The organism is uncultured Brevundimonas sp., assembly GCF_963974615.1.
Lineage (GTDB): Bacteria > Pseudomonadota > Alphaproteobacteria > Caulobacterales > Caulobacteraceae > Brevundimonas.
On the sequence record NZ_CAXBDH010000004.1, the window covers coordinates 25,008 to 43,593 of the forward strand.

An 18,586-nucleotide genomic window follows, 5' to 3' on the forward strand; every position below is an offset into this window, starting at 1 on the left:
TTCGCCGGTCCGGGTCATGCGAATTCCTCGACCCGCAACGCCGCCGACGCCTGAGGCACCGCCACACGAAAGGCGATAAAGAAGAACAGGGGATTGGGCAGCCAGTACAACCATCCCAGCCCGCGATTGCGGGTCCCGTCAGAGGCGGTGAAGTCGAGGCCGACATACAGAAATTTGTAAATGCACAGGCCCGGAATCCAATTCAGTCGAAAACCCGTCGTCCGCAGGCAGCTGCGGCTGATGTAGAAATTCCCTTCGAATGAAGTGATGCCGCCCAGGCTCACCGGCCCCTCTGCTATCAGGTCGCCGCTGGCGACGTGGCGTATGCGGATCCTGGCTCCGGAACCCCGGCCTGTCATGCGCCCGCCTCGTCGGCGCAGACCTCTTCCATGCGGTGTACGTGGTCCTCGGCGCAGGTCTCGACCCCTGCGTCCTGTTGATCGTCGGGCAGGCGTTCGGTTTCGATCGTTGCGCTTTCGGTCAGGGTGCGGTGCACCGGGCAGCGGTCGGCGATCTCCAGCAGCCGCACATGCTGCGCCTCGTCCAGATCGCCCTGGAAGGCGATCTTGCGCACGAACCGGTCCGGCTCCGACGTCGTCTTGGCCGTATGGCCGACCTCGACCACGACCCGCTCCAACGGCCATGACTTGCGTTCGGCATAGAGGCGGCAGGTCATGGCCGTGCAGGCTCCAAGACCGGCACTCAAAAGCTCATAGGGCGTCGGACCCGAATCCAGGCCGCCGACGCTGGCCGGCTCATCGGCGAGGAAGATGGTCGAGGAGGTGACAACCCGCACCTGAAATTTACCGGCCCCGGTTTCTTCGATCCGAACGCCCTGAACGGGCGGCTGGACCGGGTCGGCGGTAAGTTTGAGATAACGGCTGGCCCAGGCGACAATCACCGCTGACGCGTAGTCGGAATCGGCCTCGCGGGTCAGCAGATGGTTGGCGTGGTCCAGCGACACGAAGCTCTTGGGATGGCGCGCGGCCAGGAATATCTCCGACGCATTGTCGATCGAGACGACCTCGTCGACCGGCGAATGCAGCACCAGCAGGGCGCGGTCGAGATTCTCGATTCGGGCCTTCTGGTTCTGACCACGGATGTCGCGGACGAAGTCGCTTCCCAGTTCGAAGTCGCGGCCGCCGATCGAGACGGGCACACGCCGACCGGCTGGCGCGTCTTTCAGCTCCGGTCCGATATGGGTCAACACATGCTCGGCGTCGAACGGGGCCCCGATCACGGCCACGGCCCTGACCGCCTCCAGCGCGCCCGCCGCAGCCAGCACCGCCGCCCCGCCGAAACTGTGCCCGACCAGCAGTTGCGGGGTCATGCCTGCGGCCGCCATCGCCTCAGCGGCGCAGACCACGTCCCGGACATCGCCGGACAGGCCTCGCCCGAACTCGCCTTCGCTCTCGCCCAGGCCGGTAAAGTCGAAGCGCAGCACGCCGATACCCCGCTCGGCCAGGGCCCGGCTGACCCGCGTCGCCGCCAGCGAGGTTTTGTCGCAGGTGAAACAGTGGGCGAACACGGCCCAGGCCCGCACCGGACCATCGCCGCGTTCCAGCACGCCTGACAGTTGCCGACCGGTCGTATTCTCGAAATCAAAGGTCGAATGCGTCATGGGCTCAGCGATACTCCGGATTCGGATGGTCGAAGCGCTCGCCCTTGTCCCAGGCCGACTTCTGGTTGCCATGGGCCGGTATGCCACCGGCGTCCTTAAGCATGCGGGCCATATGCATCAGGTTCCAGGCCATGAAGGTGGTGTTGCGCTGGGTGAATTCATTGTCCAGCCCGACCTTGCCCCCGGCCTTGTCATTGTCGCCATAGGAGGGTCCCGGTCCCGCCTCCCCGATCCAGCCAGCGTCGGCCTGGGGCGGGATGACGTAACCGAGGTGCTGCAGCGAATAGAGGATGTTCATGGCGCAGTGTTTGATGCCGTCCTCATTGCCGGTGACGATGCAGCCACCGACCCGACCGTAATAGGCCCACTGGCCCTTGTCGTTGAGCTTGCCGGAATAGCCGTACAGCCGCTCGATCACCCGGGTGCAGACCGACGACTTGTCGCCCAGCCAGATCGGCGTGCCGATGACCAGGATGTCCGCCGCCATCACCTGTTTCTGCACCGCCGGCCAGCCGTCGCTGTCCCAGCCGTGTTCGGTCATGTCGGGCTGGACCCCGGGAGGGATGTCCAGATCGGCGGCGCGCAGCGTCGACGTGGTCACGCCCTGCTTTTCCATGATGGCGATGGCAACATCCATCAGGGTCTGGGTATGCGAGGTCTCGCTGGAGCGCTTCAGACTGGTGTTGATGAAGACAGCACTCAGATCATCATAGGCGGTCATGAGGGCCCTCCTTTCGAAAGAGGCAGCGGCGCGCGCAGGCACCGGGTTAAGCCGGGGATGGGGTAACGCGTCAGACGCCACCGCGGTCCCCGGCAACCGGAATCAGCGGCCCACTGGTCGGCCGAGCGGCCAGTTCCAGTGATCGGCTATTTGGTCAGCACGCGATAGGACAGGCCCAGGACCATGCCGAAGGCAATGTGCGACACGATCGAGATCGCGTTCCGCGCCATGGCAAACCACGGAAAGAACGCCGTGAAACCGTAAAAATTGACGACATACAGACCCAGCCCGACCGCAGCGCCCGCCAGCAGAGCCTTCAGCAGGCCAAACCGGTGCGCGACCATGGCGAACACGACGCCAATCACGATCGACAGCATGAAATGCACCCCCATGGCGGCCATCAGGATCGTCAGGTCAAAAGTGGCCGGCGGTGGCAGCACCCCCGGACCCATGACGATGGCGGCGATCATACGTGGCGGCCCCCAGGGACTTTGACCCGCCATGGCCACCAGCCCCATCTCCATCATCATGAAGGTAGCCCCAGCGATAACGCCGGCCAGTGCGCCGGCCTTCAGATCGGCACCGCGCGGAGCCTCAGCCTGGATGTGGGTGTTCATGTCAGCCTCCCGGAGACGTTCGGCCTGTCGCCGGACACCCGCTATTCGCGCTCCGGGTCAGATCGTTACAAACACAGGACGTTTCGTGCAGACAGGGAAACCGTCGCCGGGCTATCGCTTGGGTCAGGCCTTCAGGTGCCGGGCGCAGCCTTCGAACCACCGCCCGGGCTCGCCCCTGTACCGGCGACCGGGGCCTGGCCGATAAAGCGCTGATCCCGGGCTTCTTCATAGGTCTCCCGGACCGCCTCACGCGGCTGATCGGCCCCCAGCTGCGCCATCTGCGCCGCCCAGACGTCCGACAGCTGCTGCGCCGTGGTGGTCATCCAGCCGGGAGCCTGCTGGCGTGACCAGTTCTGGACCGAGGCGATATTGAAGACCAACAGGAACAGGGCGGTCAGCAGAATGGTGCGGCTGGCCCAGCGCCGGTCCCGGGCGGCGACGCCCTCATCATCCAGCGGCGGGGCCGGAGGAAAGGCGAACCGGTGCAAGGCACTGAGCCGGTGCTCCAGCGTCGGCAGGTCATGAGCGTCGGCGCTCTCAATCCAGTCACTGTCCGGATCGGCAGACGTTGACCCGGCGTCGGGCGCGATCTCAGGCTCGGTCACGGGGACCGGCTGGGGCGGAAAACTCTCTTCCAGTGGCGGAAACGGAGACTCGCCCGACGCCACAGGAAACGGATCAGTCAGCCCGTCGTGATCATCATGGGGATCATTGGGATCGGGGGGATCGTGATCGTCGGTCATGGTCTCACCAACGCCTCAGAACTGGAAATAGATAAAGGGGGCGACGCCGTCCGGACGCACGGCCTCGACCAGCAGGAAGGCGACACCGACCAACACCGCCAGCGTCAGCGACGGTGCTGTCTTCAGCCGTTCGGCCATGCCCTCGATGGCACGCGGCGGCAGCCAGTGCATGGCCAGCCCCCCGACGATCAGGGTCAGCAGCATCGGGGTCACCATCACCGCCGGTTGCCACCAGCGCCCGAGGCCAGTCAGCACCTGCATGGCCAGGTCGAAATTTTCGGCCCGGAACAGGATCCAGCCCAGGCAGACGATGTGGAAGGTGATCAGCACCCCCAGCACCGGATGGATGATCCGCCGGTCACCGAAGGCCGCCCGGCCCAGCCGCTCGACCACCTGGACCCCGCCATGCAGTGCCCCCCAGGCCAGGAAGGTCCAGGCCGCCCCGTGCCACAGACCGCCCAACACCATGGTGATGAAGACGTTGATGCTCGACGAGATCAGGCCCTTACGCCCGCCGCCCAGCGGCACATACAGATAGTCACGCAGCCAGCTGGACAGGCTGATGTGCCAGCGCCGCCAGAACGACTGCATCGACCCGGCCCGGTACGGCTGGTCGAAATTGCGCGGGAATGAATAGCCCAGCAGGGCGGCGATACCGATGGCCATGTCAGAATAGGCCGAAAAATCGCAATAAATTTGAACTGCATAGCCGTAGACGGCGGCCACCAGATCCAGAGATCCATATGCCGTCGGATCGAAGAACACCGGATCGACCAGCCGCATCGACAGCTCCGAAGCGATCACCGTCTTCTTGAACAGACCCCAGACAATCAGCAGCATGCCGTGGGTCGCCATCTCGCGCGTCAGTCGCGGCGTGCGGTCGAACTGCGGCAACAGGTCCGAGGCCCGCACGATCGGCCCCGCCACCAGATGCGGGAAGAAGCTCATCAGCAGCATCACATCCAGCAGCGACCGCGCCGCCGGTGTCTTGCGCCTGTGCACGTCGATCACATAGCTCATGCCCTGGAAGGTGAAGAAGCTGATGCCCACCGGCAGGATCACCTGCAGCAATGGCAGGTCCCGCTCCCAGCCGAACCGGCTCAGCAGATCGCCCGCCTGTTCGATGAAGAAACCATAGTATTTGAAGAAGCCCAGGATCAGCAGGTTGATGACCACACCCAGGGCCACCAGCCATTTGCGCCGGCCGTCCTGATCGCTGCGCGCGATCAGCGCCGCCACGCCCCAGTTCAGCACCGCGCTCAGGATCAGCAGACCGACGAAGCGCCAGTCCCACTGGGCGTAGAAGAACCAGCTGGCCAGCAGCAGGAACAGCTTGCGTCGCCCGTTCTCGCGATCCAGCGACCAGCTGGTGAAATAGACAAACAGAAAAAAGATTCCGAAGGCCAGGGTAGGAAACAGCATCTAGTCGCCCTCCCCTCTGGCAGCCTTCCAGACGGCATAGGCCGACATCAGATCCGCGGTCAGGACCCCGCCGATCCAGTCAGACCCGATCGAGGTGAAATGCACCCGGTCGCCACGCATATGGGGCTCGCCCATCATCGCCAGTCGATCCGCTGAACAGTCGCCGCCCATCCGTCCGTGCCAGTCCCAGAACGCCACATCCATGTCGGCGGCGACCCGGCGTTGCACATCGCGGACCACCGCCAGCGACGGCGGCGGACGACGCAGACCGTCGGCGCTACAGCCCCCCGCCAGGCCGCTCCGTTCACCGTCCGGGGCCCCCAGCAACATCAGGGACGCGGCCGGGGCCAGCCGCCGCATGCGCGCGATCTGGCCGCGCAGCAGGGCCTCATAGGCCACGCCGTCCAGACCGTCGTCGAAGCCCTCATTGGTGCCGAACGCCAGCACGATCAGCTGAGGCCGCCACAGGGCCAGCTCGGTCGCCACAACAGCCTCGTCGCGCGCTGCGAGGTCTCTCAACGTCGCTCCCACCTGACCCAGATTGGAGACGATCACCCCCGGTCCACCCGTGCCGAGGGACAGGTCGTACAGCATCAGCCTATCCGTTGACGGAACCAGTTCGATGCGTCGGGCCGGCGTATCCAGGGTCAGTTCGCGACACATTGGGCCCTCATCCCGCGCGGTGAAATCGGCCACCAGCGTCGCTTCAGGGGTACGGACCGTCACAGCACCGGCCGCCGGGCCGCCCCGCGCGCAGAGATCCAGAACCCGGGGCTCGCTGCCCGGATCCGGAATCAGCGTCAGAACCGGCGCAGCGCCCCGAGCAAGAGTCTGAACGCCCGTCAGCCCCACACCCGCACGGCCATAGCCGCCTGCAGGAGTCAGCGGGGCCGGTCCCGTGCTCCAGTCCAAAGCCTCGACCTGGATCTGAAACGGTCTGTAGCCCTCATAGGGAACGCCCGGCGGAAGGACGCCGCGTCCACCATTGCCAAAACGGGCCTGCAGCGCCGCCCGCAGCGCGCCGGTGATCCGATCTCCGGCCGTGTGACTGTCGCCGATCTGCAAGATATGGACAGGGCGTGTACGCTGTCCGGCCTCGGTCGCGGCCAGAGCCTCGAACCACCCGTCCAGCGCCCCGGGCCGGCACAGCCCGCCGGGGCAGACCGACAATCCTGCCGCCGGCGCAGGCTCGGAAACATAGGCGGTCTGGGCCAACCCGGGCGTCGCGACCAGCAGGGTCACCGCCAGAAGCGCGGCGACAATCCTCACACTCAGACCGCGGGCGATACGGGTGGGGTCGAGGCGGACACCATGCCGTCGCCCGTTCCGGGCCGTGGTCTTTCCAGCCCGGCATCGCGCTTCAGCCTGGCTGCGACCGGATCGCCGATCCGCAGATAGCCGGCCATCGACATATGGATCCCGTCATTGGCCCGCATCAGGGTGCGGCGGCCGGTGTCCGTCGGCAGATAGGCCTCATAGCCGCCCGCCGCGTTCGAGGTCAGGGGCACGGTTTCGATATAGGGCACGTCCAGCGCCGCCATCCGCTCCGCCACGACCTCATTGATCAAGGTCATCTTGGCGTCGAACCCCTCGCGCTTCATGCGCGGCAGACCGACCCAGTAGACGGCCACATCACGGCCGCGCAGCAGGGTCACCAGATCCTCGATCCGCTGACCATAGGCCGCCTTCCAGCCATCAGTGCCGAACCTGTGCACCTCACCGTCCAGACTGATGCCCTGGGCGTCATTGGTGCCGAACAGAATGACGGCCACGTCGACCGGCTGCTCGTCCAGCTGCCGCGCAGTCTTGGCCTGGATATCGACGTAGTCATACCGCGACAGACCGGTCGAAACCTCGCTGAATTTGGTCACCGACAGGCCCGGAACCGGGTTGAGATCACGATAGAGGGCCGCCCACAGACCGTCCGCCATCGAATCTCCGAACACGCCGATCCTCAGCTTGCCCTGGGCCAGCCGGGTCTCGAGCGGGGTAATCACCGGTCCGACGGCAACCGGGGCCGCAGCCGGGACCACGGGTGTTGGGGTCGTCTCGGCCGGAGCCGAGGCATTCGCCGTCGCGCCCAGCAACAGGGTCGGGTGGCGCAGCCACGCCCGTCCGTCCGGCGACAGCGCCAGTCCGGCCAGCACGCCGACCACAAAGGCCACCGTCAAAGCGTTTATGCCTGCACGCACGCCTGTCCCCCGAAATCAGATGGATGGCATGATCACGCCACCAAACCACGACTGTTTCTAGCGCATTGGCACGCCATCGCCACCGCCTGCCCCCTGCGAGCGAAGAAAAAGGTTAATCTACCTCCCGACAGATATCCGGACCGCCGCTCGGTATTGTATCACCCGGGAGCCCTCGCGGCGGTCCGTCGGCGGCCTGACCTCGTCACCGAGGCTTGCCCGCCTGCGGCCCCCGGCCTAGAGACGGAGGGCGGCACGGTTATTCATCGTATGATGAAAAAGAGGAAGTTGATGCGGAAAATCTATCCCGACGCGGCATCTGCGCTGGACGGCCTGACCTTTGACGGCATGACCGTCATGTCCGGTGGTTTCGGCCTGTGCGGTATTCCCGAACACCTGATCGCCGCCCTGCGCGACAGCGGGGCGAAAGACCTGACCGTGATTTCCAACAACGCCGGCGTCGACGGCTTCGGCCTTGGCCAGCTGCTGGAAACCAAACAGATCGCCAAAATGATCTCGTCCTACGTCGGCGAGAACAAGGAGTTCGAGCGCCAGTATCTGGCCGGTGAGCTACAGCTGGAGTTCAACCCCCAGGGCACCCTGGCCGAGCGCATCCGCGCCGGTGGCGCGGGCATCCCCGCCTTCTTCGTCAAGACCGGCGTCGGCACCCTGGTGGCCGAGGGCAAGGAAGAGCGCGTCTTCGACGGCGAGCGTTACATCATGGAGACCAGCCTTCTCGCCGATCTGTCGATCATCAAGGCTTGGAAGGCCGATGGTCGCGGCAACCTTCAATTCCGCAAGACAGCGCGCAATTTCAATCCGATGATGGTCACCGCCGGCAAGGTCACCGTGGTCGAGGTCGAGCATATCGTCCCGACCGGCTCGTTCGACCCGGATCACATCCATACGCCCGGCATCTATGTCGACCGCATTGTCCTGACCCAGTCCGAAAAGCGCATTGAACAGCGCACCATCCGCCAGAAAGAGGGTGTCTGATCATGGCCCGGACCCGCGAACAACTGGCCGAACGCGCCGCGCACGAGCTGCAGGACGGCTTCTACGTCAACCTCGGCATCGGCATCCCGACCCTGGTCGCCAACTACATCCCGCGCGGCATGGAGGTCACCCTCCAGTCCGAGAACGGCATGCTGGGCATGGGCCCCTTCCCCTATGACGAAGACGTCGACGCCGACCTGATCAACGCCGGCAAACAGACCATCACCGAGATCCCCGAGAGCGCCTATTTCAGCTCGGCCGACAGCTTCGCCATGATCCGCGGCGGTCATATCAACCTGTCGATCCTCGGGGCCATGGAAGTGGCCCAGAACGGCGACATCGCCAACTGGATGATCCCGGGCAAGCTGGTCAAGGGGATGGGTGGAGCGATGGACCTCGTCGCCGGCGTCAAACGCGTCGTCGTGGTCATGGATCACGCCAACAAGCACGGCCAGTCCAAGGTCCTGAAGGCCTGCACCCTGCCCCTGACCGGCACTGGCGTGGTCAGCCGCATCATCACCGACCTGTGCGTCTTCGACGTCAAGCCGGACGGCGCGGGGCTGGAGCTGATCGAACTGGCCGACGGCGTGACCCTCGAGGAGGTCGTGGCCAAGACCGAGGCAAGCTACAGCATTTCCGAAAACCTGAAGTCGCTGGCATAGTCCTTTCAACCGGTTGTCAAAACCGGACAAGGGAGGGCAAGGGTGATGGCTGACGGGACCTACCACGTGACGGGTGGCGCACCCTCGCCCGACCCCGCACGCGTCGTCGAGGCCGCCGCCAACCTCAATCCCGCCGCCCCCGAAGACTTCGGTCAGCCGGCCTGTGCCATGGTCATCGAGCGGCTGGATCAGGCACTCGTGGTCGTCAACACCAGGGACCCGTCGGACCCGGTGGCTCGCCTGACCCGGGCCCGGTCCATGCTGGACGACCTGTCACCGACAACCCTGGAGCCACGCCGGGGCCTGGCCGGGCTGTTCGATAGCCGGGGTCGGCGGTTGAAGCAGTTTCGCGGCGACTTCAACGACATAGCCGTCGCCCTGACCGAAATTACCGGCGACCTGTCCAACAGGGCCGGAAACGCAACGCGACAGGGCGCGACGCTGGAGGGCATCTGGGAAGATCTCCGCACGGCCGTAAGTGATCTGGATGTTCATCTGATGGCCGCGACAGACTGCCCAGAGGCGGAGTCGGAGTCCCCCTCGCCGCTCGCGGTCCGCATCGACGGACTGACTGCCTGTCGCACCGCGGGTCTGGGAGCTCTGCCGCTGATCCGCAGCATCCAGAACATCGAGGCCCGGATCGCCGGGAGCCTCATCCTCTGCAATTCCGCTGTCGATGCCTGGCGGGACGGCTGGACGATCTCGCTTGGTCTCGGCGGTCGGCGACCGAAACGGGTCCGCCCTGACCCGGCACAATTACTGCCCCTTCGCGATGCCCTGCTCGGCCGGATCGACAGTGCGATCAGCGAACTCAGCTCGGTTGAGGCCCGTAGGACTGGTCTCTCGCAGCGACTGGAGGACCTGCGTCGCGCGACCTAGGTCAAGAGCCGGAGCCTCCATAGCCTGACCAGTCCAGCCGGAAACATAATTCTCCGCGCAACTCAGTTGCCGGCGCTGGCCTCGGTCCAGTCGACGATCTGGGTATTCAAGTCGCGTGTGGCGATATCGAAGGCCTCAACGATGCTCGACACCCGGTTGGCCGACGCCGGCTGCGAAACCGTGAAAACCCGTTCGGACACGACCGTGCGTTCAGGCAACCGCAACATCCGCGCCGTCGCCGACAGGACCACCACCGGGGCGGCATCGACCTGTTCATAGCGCGCCTCGAAGGTACGCACGCCGACATCCAGGGTCCGGGTGGTCGGCGTCAGTTCCCGGCGTCCAATCAAACGCACGCGCGTCGCCTGGGTCAGGAAGGCGATCTCAAGACTCTGGCTGAACAGGTCTTCGGCCGGCGATACCCAGCGCGCGCCCTTGATGTAGGCGGCCTCGGTGCCGGTCACGCCCAGCAACCGGTCGCCCCGTGAAGCCTCGGGAAACCCGACCCGGCGCAGGGCCACCTGGACCGGCGCGCTCAGACTGGCCGAGCTCGACACGGCCTCTGGTGCCGAACCGAAGCGATACAGTTGTACCGGGTCCGGCGACGACAGCAGGGCACAGCCCCCCAGTATGGCAACCCCGGCGATCATAGCGGTGCCGCGGGAGAATAGGCCGATCATGGTCTGACCTCGATTTCATTGGAGGGCGGGCGGGCGATAAAGTCGCGGGGACTGGATCGTATTTCGTCGATCAACCCCTGCAACGAGTTGGTGGCATCCTCGAGCCCCTGGATCGCCTGCATCAGTTGCGGCACCCCTTCAGTGGCCACCTCGCCGAGTGGTCCCTCAAGACTGTTGGCGGTACGACTGATCGACGCCAGGGCCGTCCGGGCATCCTCAGTGGCCTTGTTGATATTGCTCACGGCTGCACGCCCATCGCCATCAACCAGCCCACGCAGGCTGGCTCCCAGTTGCTGGTATTCGTCGATCGCGGCATTGGCCTTGATCAGGGACTGTTCAAGTTGCTGGATCATGCCTTTGCGGGCTTCCAGTTCGGTGGTCAGGGACTCGACGTTCTTCACGCTGACCGTGAACGAACGGATATTGTCGTCCGACAGGACCCGGTTGATCCGGTTCAACGCGTCCACCGTCTGGGCCAGAACCGTGCCGGAGCCGGACAACAGCTCGGCGATCGGCGACGGCTGGCTTTGCAGCACCGGTATGGTGTTCTCGGGATACTGGCTTTTCAGCAGGGCGCTGCTGGGGGCCCCGGCGGTGATCTGGATATAGTTCAGGCCGGTGATGCCCTGCGGCTCCAGCTGGGCCCGCGACGTGACCCGGACCGGGGTGGTGGCGTCAATGCGGATGCGGGCGATGACCTCGTCACTGTTCTTGGGGTTCAGGTCCAGATCCGTGACCTCGCCGACGCGAATACCATTGAAATTGACGTCTCCGCCTTCCGACAGGCCGCGAACAGCCCCCTGAAAGACGATGTCATAGACATCATAGTCATTGTTGAACTGCAGGCGGGCCAGCCAGATAGCGAATACCGCCAGAGCTGCCAGCAGAGCGACGGTGGCAATGCCGACGGCGGCGTAATGAGCGTCTCGTTCCATCGCTCCGCTCTCCTCAGGCGGCTTTCGTGGCAGCGCGTCCGCGCGGCCCCATGAAATATTCCTTGATCCACGGATGCTCGGAACCTTGCAGCTCTGCAACCGTGGCCTTCTCTATCACACGCTTGTCCGCCAACACCGCAACCTTGTCGCAGATTGCGTACAGGCTATCGAGGTCATGGGTGATCATGAAGACCGTCAGCCCCAGATCGTCGGAAAGATTACGGATCAATTCATCGAACGCCGCCGCCCCGATCGGGTCCAGCCCGGCTGTCGGTTCATCCAGGAACAGGATTTCGGGATCCAGGGCCAGGGCCCGGGCCAGACCGACCCGCTTGCGCATACCGCCGGACAGTTCGGCCGGCTTCAGATAGTGGGATTCCGGCCCCAGCCCCGCCATGGCGATCTTCATCTCGGCCAGTTCGCGGATCATGTCCCGTGACAGTCGGGTATGCTCGACCAGCGGCGACGCCACATTCTGAAGCACGGTCAGAGCCGAAAATAGCGCGCCCTGCTGAAACAGGGTGCCGGTGCGTTTCTCGATATCCTCGGACTGCGCCTTACTCATATTGCCGATGTCGTGACCGAAAATCCGGATCGAACCGCCTTCCGGCTCCTTCAGGCCGATGATGCTGTTCAGCAGTACCGTCTTGCCCGCCCCCGACCCGCCGACGACACCCAGAACCTCACCCTTGACCACATCGAGGTCCAGGTTCTCGTGGATCGTCCGATCCCCGAATTGGCTCAAAAGTCCGCGCACCTCGATCAGCACCTCGGGCAGCTGTTCGGCCACAGGGGAAGACGGAGCCCGCGCGCTCACCAGCTCAGCTCCAGGAAGATCAGGGCAAACACGGCGTCCAGCAGGATGATGGCGAAAATGGCCTGCACCACGGCCGCGGTGACTCGACGCCCCAAGGATTCGACATCCCCCTCCACAGACATGCCCTGGCGACAACCAATCGCCGCCACGACGATGGCAAAGACCGGGGCCTTGATCATCGCGACCCCCATGTGCGTGCCGATGTCGGGAGTGTCGGCGAGGCGCTGGATGAAGAAAGCCGGACCCAGGTCCAGCTGGCTCCAGGTCACCAGCATCCCGCCGAACAGGCCCGACACCATGCCGACGAAGGTCAGGATCGGCAGCATCAGCAGCATCGCTGCCAGCCGGGGAATGACCAGGGCCTGAAACGGGTTGACCCCCATTACCTGCATGGCGTCGACTTCCTGGTTCATGCGCATCGACCCGATCTCGGCGGCAAAGGACGAGGCGGAGCGACCTGCCAGCAGCACTGCGGTAATGACCACAGCAAACTCCCGCAGCACCGAGACACCGATCAGCTGCACGGTGAACACTCCGGCCCCGAATTGGGTCAGCAGATCGGCTCCGAGAAAGGCGATGACCGCACCAACGAAAAAATTGGTGGTGGCAATGATCGGCAGGGCGTCCAGACCGGCCCGTTCCGCCTGGCTGAACCAGGCGGGCCAGCGAATTCGGCCTGGATTACTGACGGCGGATCCCGCAGCGACCATCAGCCGCCCAAGGAAGGCCAGCGACATCAGCGCCTCATGGCCGATGTCCTCGACACCCCGGCCGACCTTGGCAAACCCCCGGACAAAAGCATCAGCACGTTTCGGCGGCTCGACGCTCTCGCGCTCCAGCCTTTCCACCATGGCATAGATACGACCTGCCTCGGGGCGGGCGGCCCAGACGGAGCCGGGCAGCGAGGCGGGGGTGGCCTGAACGATAGACAGGGCCCCGGCCGTATCGAACCGCCCCAGCTCGCTCAGATCCAGCGCCACCAGCGGCCGGTCCTTCATAGCAGCGTCAAGCCGACGTGTGATCCGGCCCAGCCCGACTGTGGTCCAGTCGCCGGTCAGGCGCAGCACCACGCCCGCTTCCCCGTCCTCAATCTGGAAATCCGCGTTGGCCATACCTCTCCCTAAGGGCGGTTGGCGACTTTGCCCATGCCCGGGATGAGCAATCCTCTCACAAGGTTAGGCGGGCGCGGCGATTCCGTCACGCCATTCTGATAACCTTGGGCCAATAGCTTGGTTTCTAGCTCAGGTAGTTCAGCAATGAGACTTGACGCAGCTGGTTGATCACCTGGGCCGAGGCCTGAATAGCCAGCTGTGACATCTGCAATTCCGTCACAGCCTGAGCCATGTCGGCGTCGGTCTTGTTGGAAAGCAGCTCATCAAGAGACGTCTTCTGCTGCCCCTGCGCCTTGAGTATGGTCTCGACCCGGTTCTGCATTGAACCGTTGCGGGCGGCCATATCCGTCACCGATGCCCGCTCCGTATCAAGGCGCGCCAGCTGGGTCGTCAGGAAGTCCCGCATGGCCTGGTCGGGCTGGCCGGTGATCGGAGTCGTCTCATGATATTGCTGAATGTCCCGAAAAATCTGGAACAGGTTGGACCCGATTTCATTGGCCAGAAAATTGGTATCCAGGCGTGTTCCCTCGTCCAGTCGCGACGTCTGTTTCAGACTGTCGTTCTGAAACGCGTCGGCGACGCTGGCGGCCGCGGAAAGGTCAGCCAGGGTCATGGCGACGACCGGTGCCGCCCCCACATTCGAACCGGCAAACACGTAGCGGCCCTGGTGTTTGGCGTTCAACCCGTCCTGACTGATCTGGAACTGGCTCTGCAGCTGCAACATCAATCCGTCGACCCGGCCGGCCGCCAGAGCTTCCGCGATGGCCTGACGGGCACCACCGGCTCCCTCGGCGACCCGGTCAAAGGCCAGATCCTGACTGGCCAGTCGCGCAGCAACCGACTCGCCGGTGTCAATAAAGCCCTGAAGCCGACTCTGCGTGGCCTTCAGCGCCGTCAACGTCTCCGAACTGCGCCCGAACCCGGTCAGATCGGTGGCGACCTTCTGCGTCGAGACCCGCTCCTGCGCCTCTTGCGACCGGACCTGGGTCGCCATCAGATTCATCAGGGCGGAATTATAGTTTCCGAAGGTCGAGACGCGGGTCATCACACCATCCCTATCAAGATATCGTACATGTCCTTGACCGCCTGGATCAGGCGCGCCGAAGCGTTGAAAGCTTGCTGATAGGTCGTCATCAGCACCAATTCCTCGTCCAGGTTGACGCCTTCATGGGCCGTCTGACGCGCGGAAGCCTCGGTAAACAGGGCCTGGGAACTGTCGCTTTGATTCTTCAGGACCGCAGCCTTGCCCCCGACCTCGCCGGCCAGCTCCGCCGAATAACGTGAGACCGAGGTGAATCCGCCCGACGCCCCCCCGGCGGCCTCAAAGCGCGCTGATCTCTGTCCGGCGTCCGCCAGCAGCAGGGCTCCGCGGCCATCGCCGCTGGTCACAGCGGCGGTCCCGACCGCTGCCGCCAAATTCAGTTGCGCCAGGGCCAGCTTCGACGGATTCTGACGGATGTCGGTGCGCAGTGAGAAGCCGTCGGCACGCGAGGCCCGAACGCCGGCACCGATACCGAACAATTCGGTCAGGGAAATGCCGGACGGCACCTGCGTCGTATTATCGCCCACCACCGTCAGGGTCGACTCGCGGTTTGCAAGAGCGGTGAAGGTCATGGCCCCGGTGGTCGGGTCCAGCGCAAAGGAGCCGTACTGCCCTACCCCGGTGGTCGGATCATTGAGCGCCGTCAACAGGTCGGCGACAGTCCCGGCTCCACCGGGGATCGCCACGCTCAGATCACGCATCTTGGTGCCGTTGGGCGCGACAAACCTGAAGCTCACGGTTTCGCCAGGCGTGAATCCATGCAGCGAGGCGGCCGTCAGGCCGTTGTCATACAGGGCGGGCCGGTCCGTTGAGATCAGGTCATTGAGCCCGAAATAGTGCGAAAACCCTCGCCCGGCCTTATTGCTCGGCGTGGTGGCATCATCGGCTATGGCCACCCCGTTGGTCCCGGTGGCAGCCAGACTCAGAACGCCACCGACAAAACTTGCGGTCGCCGCGCCGCCCAGTTCGGTGTTCAGGACCGACAGGAAGGTACCCGGCGTCGCCGCGGTGCCGTTGATGGTCATGGTCGCGCCCGAAAATACGATATCAGCACGCGCCTGGATGACTCCGGCGGCATTGGTGACGGCAATCGTCGTATTGCCGGTAAAGCCTTCGATCGCGGTCGCCAGTGACTGGCCGACATTACGCCCGGTCAGGACCGTCGGCGGCGGCATGGCCGTGTTGGCATTATGGGCACGGTTCAGCTCATCGGCGAGACGCGTGGTCAATTCAGCGAGCCGTGCAGCGGCCTGCGGAGCCTCGATGTCACGCAGCTCGACCAGTCCCTTGATTTCGCCGGACGTGATACTGTCCATCAGCGACCGCTTCTGGCCCCGCGGCTCGGTCACCCAGATTTCATTGAAGGACGTCTCGGCATTGACCGAACCGGCACGATTATAGTCCAGCGTCGCATGCCCCTCACCGGCCAGCAGGACGCCTGCATTGGTGCGAATGGTAACGCCCCCGACGGGCCGGACGGAGACTCGGATGTCCATCATCTGTGACAACTGACCGATCAGCGCCGCCTGGGAGGTCTCGGCACCGGACGCATCCGACGATATGACAGAGGCGCGGGCGATCTCGACGTTCAGAAGCTCGATCTGTTCCAGCAGGGCATTGGTGTTGTCGACGGCGCTTCGAATGCGACCGTCCGCATCCTCACGCACGGCCTGGATTTGACCGGCTATACGGGTAGCCTCATCAAACAGGGATGCAGTCTTGAACAACGCCTCCTGCCTTCGGGGGGACGAGGTCGGGTCCTCGGCCCCGGCGGCGAACACCGAGAAAACGTCGTCAACCTTCGAGAAGAAACCCGTCGTACCTCCCGGATCACCGAACAGGTTCTGCAGCCGGTCATACAATTCATACCGCACGGTCTGGCGGGCGGACTCCGATCCGGCATTCAGACTGGCGGCCTGAAGAAAGCGGTCGGTGGCAAGACGAATGCGCGCGACCTCGACGCCGGATCCCACGCCATTGCTGCTCAGGGACTTCTGTTCAGCGATCTTGCGGACATAGCCGGGTGTATTGACGTTCGAAACATTGTCCGAAACGACCCGGAGCTGCGCCTGGGACGCCGCCAGTCCGGACGATGCCGTGTTCATGATGGAGTTCAGAGACATCCCGACGCTCCCGTGACGCAACTACGGCGCAAGATCGCCGCACCCGGCAAGCCCTGCCAGAAGACGTGCGTTTTTTGCCTGGCGTCGCACACAGTCGACCAAGCCAGAACATTGAATCTAAAAGACATCACGATTTTGGTCGCGTTCATAACCTGTGAGGAGCGCAAGCTCCGGGCCAACCAGGTCCCGACCGCCAAGAGCCTCCAGCCGGGCAAAAAAGGTCATGCACGGCAAAAACCGACCCCCCGACCCCCTGCATCGCGCTGACGGCAAATCAAATATTATATTTATTTATCAGCATATTACTTCACATCCCAGCTGTGGCCCATGACTTGCGACAGCCCTTGTGAACACTCAGGCGCAGTAGGTGCCGCTTCCTCTACTCCCCTGGCGATCGATGTCCGCTGAAAGCCTCCTTTCCATTGTTGCACCGACCCAGGTGTCACCTGCCGCGCCCGTGGCAGCCGGCTCCCGGGGTGAGTCCGGCTTCGGAAAGATGCTCGGTCAGATCATGAAGGGTGAGGGCAAGGCTTCGCCGCCAGACGATGTTGCCGGAACGGTCGCTCAACCCTCCGAAAATACTGCGAGGTCGCGGGCTCCGGGTCTGGCCGTGGCCGAGAACCGGGTTTCCGCCGCCAGCATGGATGCGACCGGAGACGAGGTTGAGGACACATCCGTTGAATCTGTCGACGAAGACGACCTGACGATCACAATCGATGCGGATGCCGGACAGGTTCCGGTCTCTCCCGCGCCCGCCGACGACAAGGACTCCAGCGTCACTCCAGATTTACTGGCCGAAAAAGGCGCAGGTCAGCCCCAGACGGTGCCGGGACTCGTGCCTGTGGCGAAAGCCGATGGTGACGCGGAAGCGCCCCAGGTCCTGCCCGCCGCGCCCGGCAAAACTGGCGAGCCCCCGGTTCTGCGGCCGGAAGTTCTGCCCGCACAGGCCGGCAAGGGGGCCGATGCGCCCCTGGTCCTCCCTGCTGCCGACCCCTCGGCGCGGACCGGCAAGGACCAGAGTCTTCCGGCGACCGATCCTTCAACGCGCGCCGACAAGGACATGTCCGAAAAGCCACTGGTTTTGCCGGCCACGCCGGGACGGGGTGATGAGCAACGGGCGCTACGCCCGGCCGCTCCGTCGGCTGCGACCGTCAAGGAGGCCGAGCCGTCGTCTGATCCGGCCGCACCCTCCACGACGAAGGAAGCGACCGTTCCGGCTGCCAATGCCTCCAAATCGGCTGCCCCCCAGGTTCTGGCGGCCCTTGCCGCCGCCGCCCCGCCGCTTCGCCCGCTCACCGACCGGACGCCACCGACATCGAACGCTGCCCGGGGCACCGAACAGTCGGCCGGCCAGTCGTCTGATCAATCGTCCGAGCCGGCAGCTGCGGCTTCCGGGCGCGCGGTGCCTGCCGTACCAGCCACGCCCGCGGACCCCAAGGCCGGAACGGCGGCCATCCCCGCTACACCGGCCGTCCCGGCTGCCGCCGTTGACCGCAACGCTCCGGCCACCGGAGACCAGCCCCCCGTCGATGTCCCGCCAGTCCCTGCGGCCCAGACGGCCGCCGTGCCCCATGCTCTGTCTCCGACGACCCTGTCGCACGGAGCCATCACCGCCACCGCACAGATCGCCGCACAGATCATTCGTCGCCTCGACGGCCGCTCAACACGTTTCGAAATGGCCCTGACGCCCGAGCACCTCGGTCGGGTCGACGTCAGTCTCGATATCGATTCCAGCGGCCGTCTGGCGGCCCGGCTCGCTTTCGACAATCCCGCGGCCGCCCTCGACATGAAGGGACGGGTCGACGAGCTGCGTCGCCAGCTCGAGGAGGCTGGTTTCCATCTTGACGGCGATGCCTTCGAATTTGCCGAACGGGACCGCTCGTCCGGCGAAGGCTTCGACCGCCGCCAGGGACGCGCCTTCGCGGCCGCCTCGCGCCTCACCGAAGAAACCGATTCCGCAGCGGTGGTTCCTCCCCGCTGGATGTCCCTCTCCCTGACGCCTGACCGCGTCGATGTGAAAGTCTGAC

General features: G+C 64.6%; 18 protein-coding genes. 4 read left to right on the top strand and 14 right to left on the bottom strand.

All coding sequences use genetic code 11. From position 1 onward, the window contains the following. Positions 1 to 14: 14 nt before the first annotated feature. The 8 genes from AAC050_RS03390 to AAC050_RS03425 form a co-directional block, all read right to left on the bottom strand. Complete coding sequence (locus AAC050_RS03390; RefSeq protein WP_339913647.1) at positions 15 to 359, bottom strand: hypothetical protein; 345 nt, start codon at positions 357 to 359, stop codon at positions 15 to 17. Next, on the bottom strand, positions 356 to 1,621 hold the full coding sequence (locus tag AAC050_RS03395) for a bifunctional alpha/beta hydrolase/OsmC family protein (RefSeq protein WP_339913648.1): 1,266 nt from the start codon (positions 1,619 to 1,621) through the stop codon (positions 356 to 358). Before AAC050_RS03395 ends, AAC050_RS03390 begins: the two co-directional genes overlap by 4 nt. A gap of 4 nt (positions 1,622 to 1,625) precedes the next feature. Then, positions 1,626 to 2,342: a flavodoxin family protein gene (locus AAC050_RS03400; RefSeq protein ID WP_339913649.1), complete on the bottom strand. Its 717-nt coding sequence runs from the start codon at positions 2,340 to 2,342 to the stop codon at positions 1,626 to 1,628. A 146-nt stretch (positions 2,343 to 2,488) separates the two neighbouring features. After that, positions 2,489 to 2,959 (bottom strand): hypothetical protein, encoded by a 471-nt coding sequence (locus tag AAC050_RS03405; protein ID WP_339913650.1) that lies wholly within the window; start codon positions 2,957 to 2,959, stop codon positions 2,489 to 2,491. Between the two features lie 131 nt (positions 2,960 to 3,090). Beyond that, on the bottom strand, positions 3,091 to 3,702 hold the full coding sequence (locus AAC050_RS03410) for a hypothetical protein (protein WP_339913651.1): 612 nt from the start codon (positions 3,700 to 3,702) through the stop codon (positions 3,091 to 3,093). A gap of 15 nt (positions 3,703 to 3,717) precedes the next feature. Beyond that, positions 3,718 to 5,124, bottom strand: coding sequence for an MBOAT family protein (locus AAC050_RS03415; protein ID WP_339913652.1), 1,407 nt, complete (start codon positions 5,122 to 5,124; stop codon positions 3,718 to 3,720). After that, positions 5,125 to 6,393, bottom strand: a complete 1,269-nt coding sequence (locus AAC050_RS03420; RefSeq protein ID WP_339913653.1) for a GDSL-type esterase/lipase family protein — start codon at positions 6,391 to 6,393, stop codon at positions 5,125 to 5,127. Between the two features lie 2 nt (positions 6,394 to 6,395). Then, positions 6,396 to 7,316 (bottom strand): DUF459 domain-containing protein, encoded by a 921-nt coding sequence (locus AAC050_RS03425; RefSeq protein WP_339913654.1) that lies wholly within the window; start codon positions 7,314 to 7,316, stop codon positions 6,396 to 6,398. 288 nt (positions 7,317 to 7,604) lie between these two features. Here AAC050_RS03425 and AAC050_RS03430 point away from each other — a divergent pair, with 288 nt between their 5' ends. The 3 genes from AAC050_RS03430 to AAC050_RS03440 are packed head-to-tail and all read left to right on the top strand — an operon-like array spanning position 7,605 to position 9,850. After that, positions 7,605 to 8,309, top strand: a complete 705-nt coding sequence (locus tag AAC050_RS03430; RefSeq protein WP_339913655.1) for a CoA transferase subunit A — start codon at positions 7,605 to 7,607, stop codon at positions 8,307 to 8,309. A gap of 2 nt (positions 8,310 to 8,311) precedes the next feature. Beyond that, entirely contained in the window at positions 8,312 to 8,971 is a 660-nt protein-coding gene (locus AAC050_RS03435; protein ID WP_339913656.1) for a 3-oxoacid CoA-transferase subunit B, read from the top strand. Between the two features lie 45 nt (positions 8,972 to 9,016). Further along, the gene (locus tag AAC050_RS03440; protein WP_339913657.1) at positions 9,017 to 9,850 is read left to right on the top strand and encodes a hypothetical protein; all 834 of its coding nucleotides are present in this window, start codon (positions 9,017 to 9,019) and stop codon (positions 9,848 to 9,850) included. 62 nt (positions 9,851 to 9,912) lie between these two features. Here the strand turns inward: AAC050_RS03440 and AAC050_RS03445 are convergent, their stop codons facing one another. The 6 genes from AAC050_RS03445 to flgK all read right to left on the bottom strand — a co-directional run bounded on the left by AAC050_RS03445 (position 9,913) and on the right by flgK (position 16,559). Then, entirely contained in the window at positions 9,913 to 10,530 is a 618-nt protein-coding gene (locus AAC050_RS03445) for an ABC-type transport auxiliary lipoprotein family protein (protein ID WP_339913658.1), read from the bottom strand. After that, positions 10,527 to 11,465 carry an MlaD family protein gene (locus AAC050_RS03450; RefSeq protein WP_339913659.1) on the bottom strand — a complete coding sequence of 313 codons (939 nt, stop codon included), beginning with the start codon at positions 11,463 to 11,465 and terminating at the stop codon, positions 10,527 to 10,529. Before AAC050_RS03450 ends, AAC050_RS03445 begins: the two co-directional genes overlap by 4 nt. Before the next feature lie 13 nt (positions 11,466 to 11,478). Continuing rightward, on the bottom strand, positions 11,479 to 12,282 hold the full coding sequence (locus AAC050_RS03455; protein ID WP_339913660.1) for an ABC transporter ATP-binding protein: 804 nt from the start codon (positions 12,280 to 12,282) through the stop codon (positions 11,479 to 11,481). Then, entirely contained in the window at positions 12,279 to 13,394 is a 1,116-nt protein-coding gene (locus AAC050_RS03460; RefSeq protein ID WP_339913661.1) for an ABC transporter permease, read from the bottom strand. Before AAC050_RS03460 ends, AAC050_RS03455 begins: the two co-directional genes overlap by 4 nt. A gap of 124 nt (positions 13,395 to 13,518) precedes the next feature. Next, the gene (locus AAC050_RS03465; RefSeq protein ID WP_339913662.1) at positions 13,519 to 14,439 is read right to left on the bottom strand and encodes a flagellin; all 921 of its coding nucleotides are present in this window, start codon (positions 14,437 to 14,439) and stop codon (positions 13,519 to 13,521) included. After that, on the bottom strand, positions 14,439 to 16,559 hold the full coding sequence (flgK, locus tag AAC050_RS03470; protein WP_339913663.1) for a flagellar hook-associated protein FlgK: 2,121 nt from the start codon (positions 16,557 to 16,559) through the stop codon (positions 14,439 to 14,441). Before flgK ends, AAC050_RS03465 begins: the two co-directional genes overlap by 1 nt. A gap of 496 nt (positions 16,560 to 17,055) precedes the next feature. Here flgK and AAC050_RS03475 point away from each other — a divergent pair, with 496 nt between their 5' ends. Then, positions 17,056 to 18,585 carry a flagellar hook-length control protein FliK gene (locus AAC050_RS03475; protein ID WP_339913664.1) on the top strand — a complete coding sequence of 510 codons (1,530 nt, stop codon included), beginning with the start codon at positions 17,056 to 17,058 and terminating at the stop codon, positions 18,583 to 18,585. Position 18,586: the final 1 nt, after the last annotated feature.

What these genes read in the sequence shown, in the direction of transcription:
- AAC050_RS03460 (WP_339913661.1), bottom strand. Translation starts at nt 13,394, where the DNA reads ATGGCCAACGCGGATTTCCAGATTGAGGACGGGGAAGCGGGCGTGGTG.
- AAC050_RS03435 (WP_339913656.1), top strand. Translation starts at nt 8,312, where the DNA reads ATGGCCCGGACCCGCGAACAACTGGCCGAACGCGCCGCGCACGAGCTG.
- AAC050_RS03400 (WP_339913649.1), bottom strand. Translation starts at nt 2,342, where the DNA reads ATGACCGCCTATGATGATCTGAGTGCTGTCTTCATCAACACCAGTCTG.
- AAC050_RS03445 (WP_339913658.1), bottom strand. Translation starts at nt 10,530, where the DNA reads ATGATCGGCCTATTCTCCCGCGGCACCGCTATGATCGCCGGGGTTGCC.
- AAC050_RS03415 (WP_339913652.1), bottom strand. Translation starts at nt 5,124, where the DNA reads ATGCTGTTTCCTACCCTGGCCTTCGGAATCTTTTTTCTGTTTGTCTAT.
- AAC050_RS03390 (WP_339913647.1), bottom strand. Translation starts at nt 359, where the DNA reads ATGACAGGCCGGGGTTCCGGAGCCAGGATCCGCATACGCCACGTCGCC.
- AAC050_RS03440 (WP_339913657.1), top strand. Translation starts at nt 9,017, where the DNA reads ATGGCTGACGGGACCTACCACGTGACGGGTGGCGCACCCTCGCCCGAC.
- AAC050_RS03475 (WP_339913664.1), top strand. Translation starts at nt 17,056, where the DNA reads ATGCTCGGTCAGATCATGAAGGGTGAGGGCAAGGCTTCGCCGCCAGAC.
- AAC050_RS03430 (WP_339913655.1), top strand. Translation starts at nt 7,605, where the DNA reads ATGCGGAAAATCTATCCCGACGCGGCATCTGCGCTGGACGGCCTGACC.
- AAC050_RS03450 (WP_339913659.1), bottom strand. Translation starts at nt 11,465, where the DNA reads ATGGAACGAGACGCTCATTACGCCGCCGTCGGCATTGCCACCGTCGCT.
- AAC050_RS03395 (WP_339913648.1), bottom strand. Translation starts at nt 1,621, where the DNA reads ATGACGCATTCGACCTTTGATTTCGAGAATACGACCGGTCGGCAACTG.
- flgK (WP_339913663.1), bottom strand. Translation starts at nt 16,559, where the DNA reads ATGTCTCTGAACTCCATCATGAACACGGCATCGTCCGGACTGGCGGCG.
- AAC050_RS03410 (WP_339913651.1), bottom strand. Translation starts at nt 3,702, where the DNA reads ATGACCGACGATCACGATCCCCCCGATCCCAATGATCCCCATGATGAT.
- AAC050_RS03405 (WP_339913650.1), bottom strand. Translation starts at nt 2,959, where the DNA reads ATGAACACCCACATCCAGGCTGAGGCTCCGCGCGGTGCCGATCTGAAG.
- AAC050_RS03465 (WP_339913662.1), bottom strand. Translation starts at nt 14,439, where the DNA reads ATGACCCGCGTCTCGACCTTCGGAAACTATAATTCCGCCCTGATGAAT.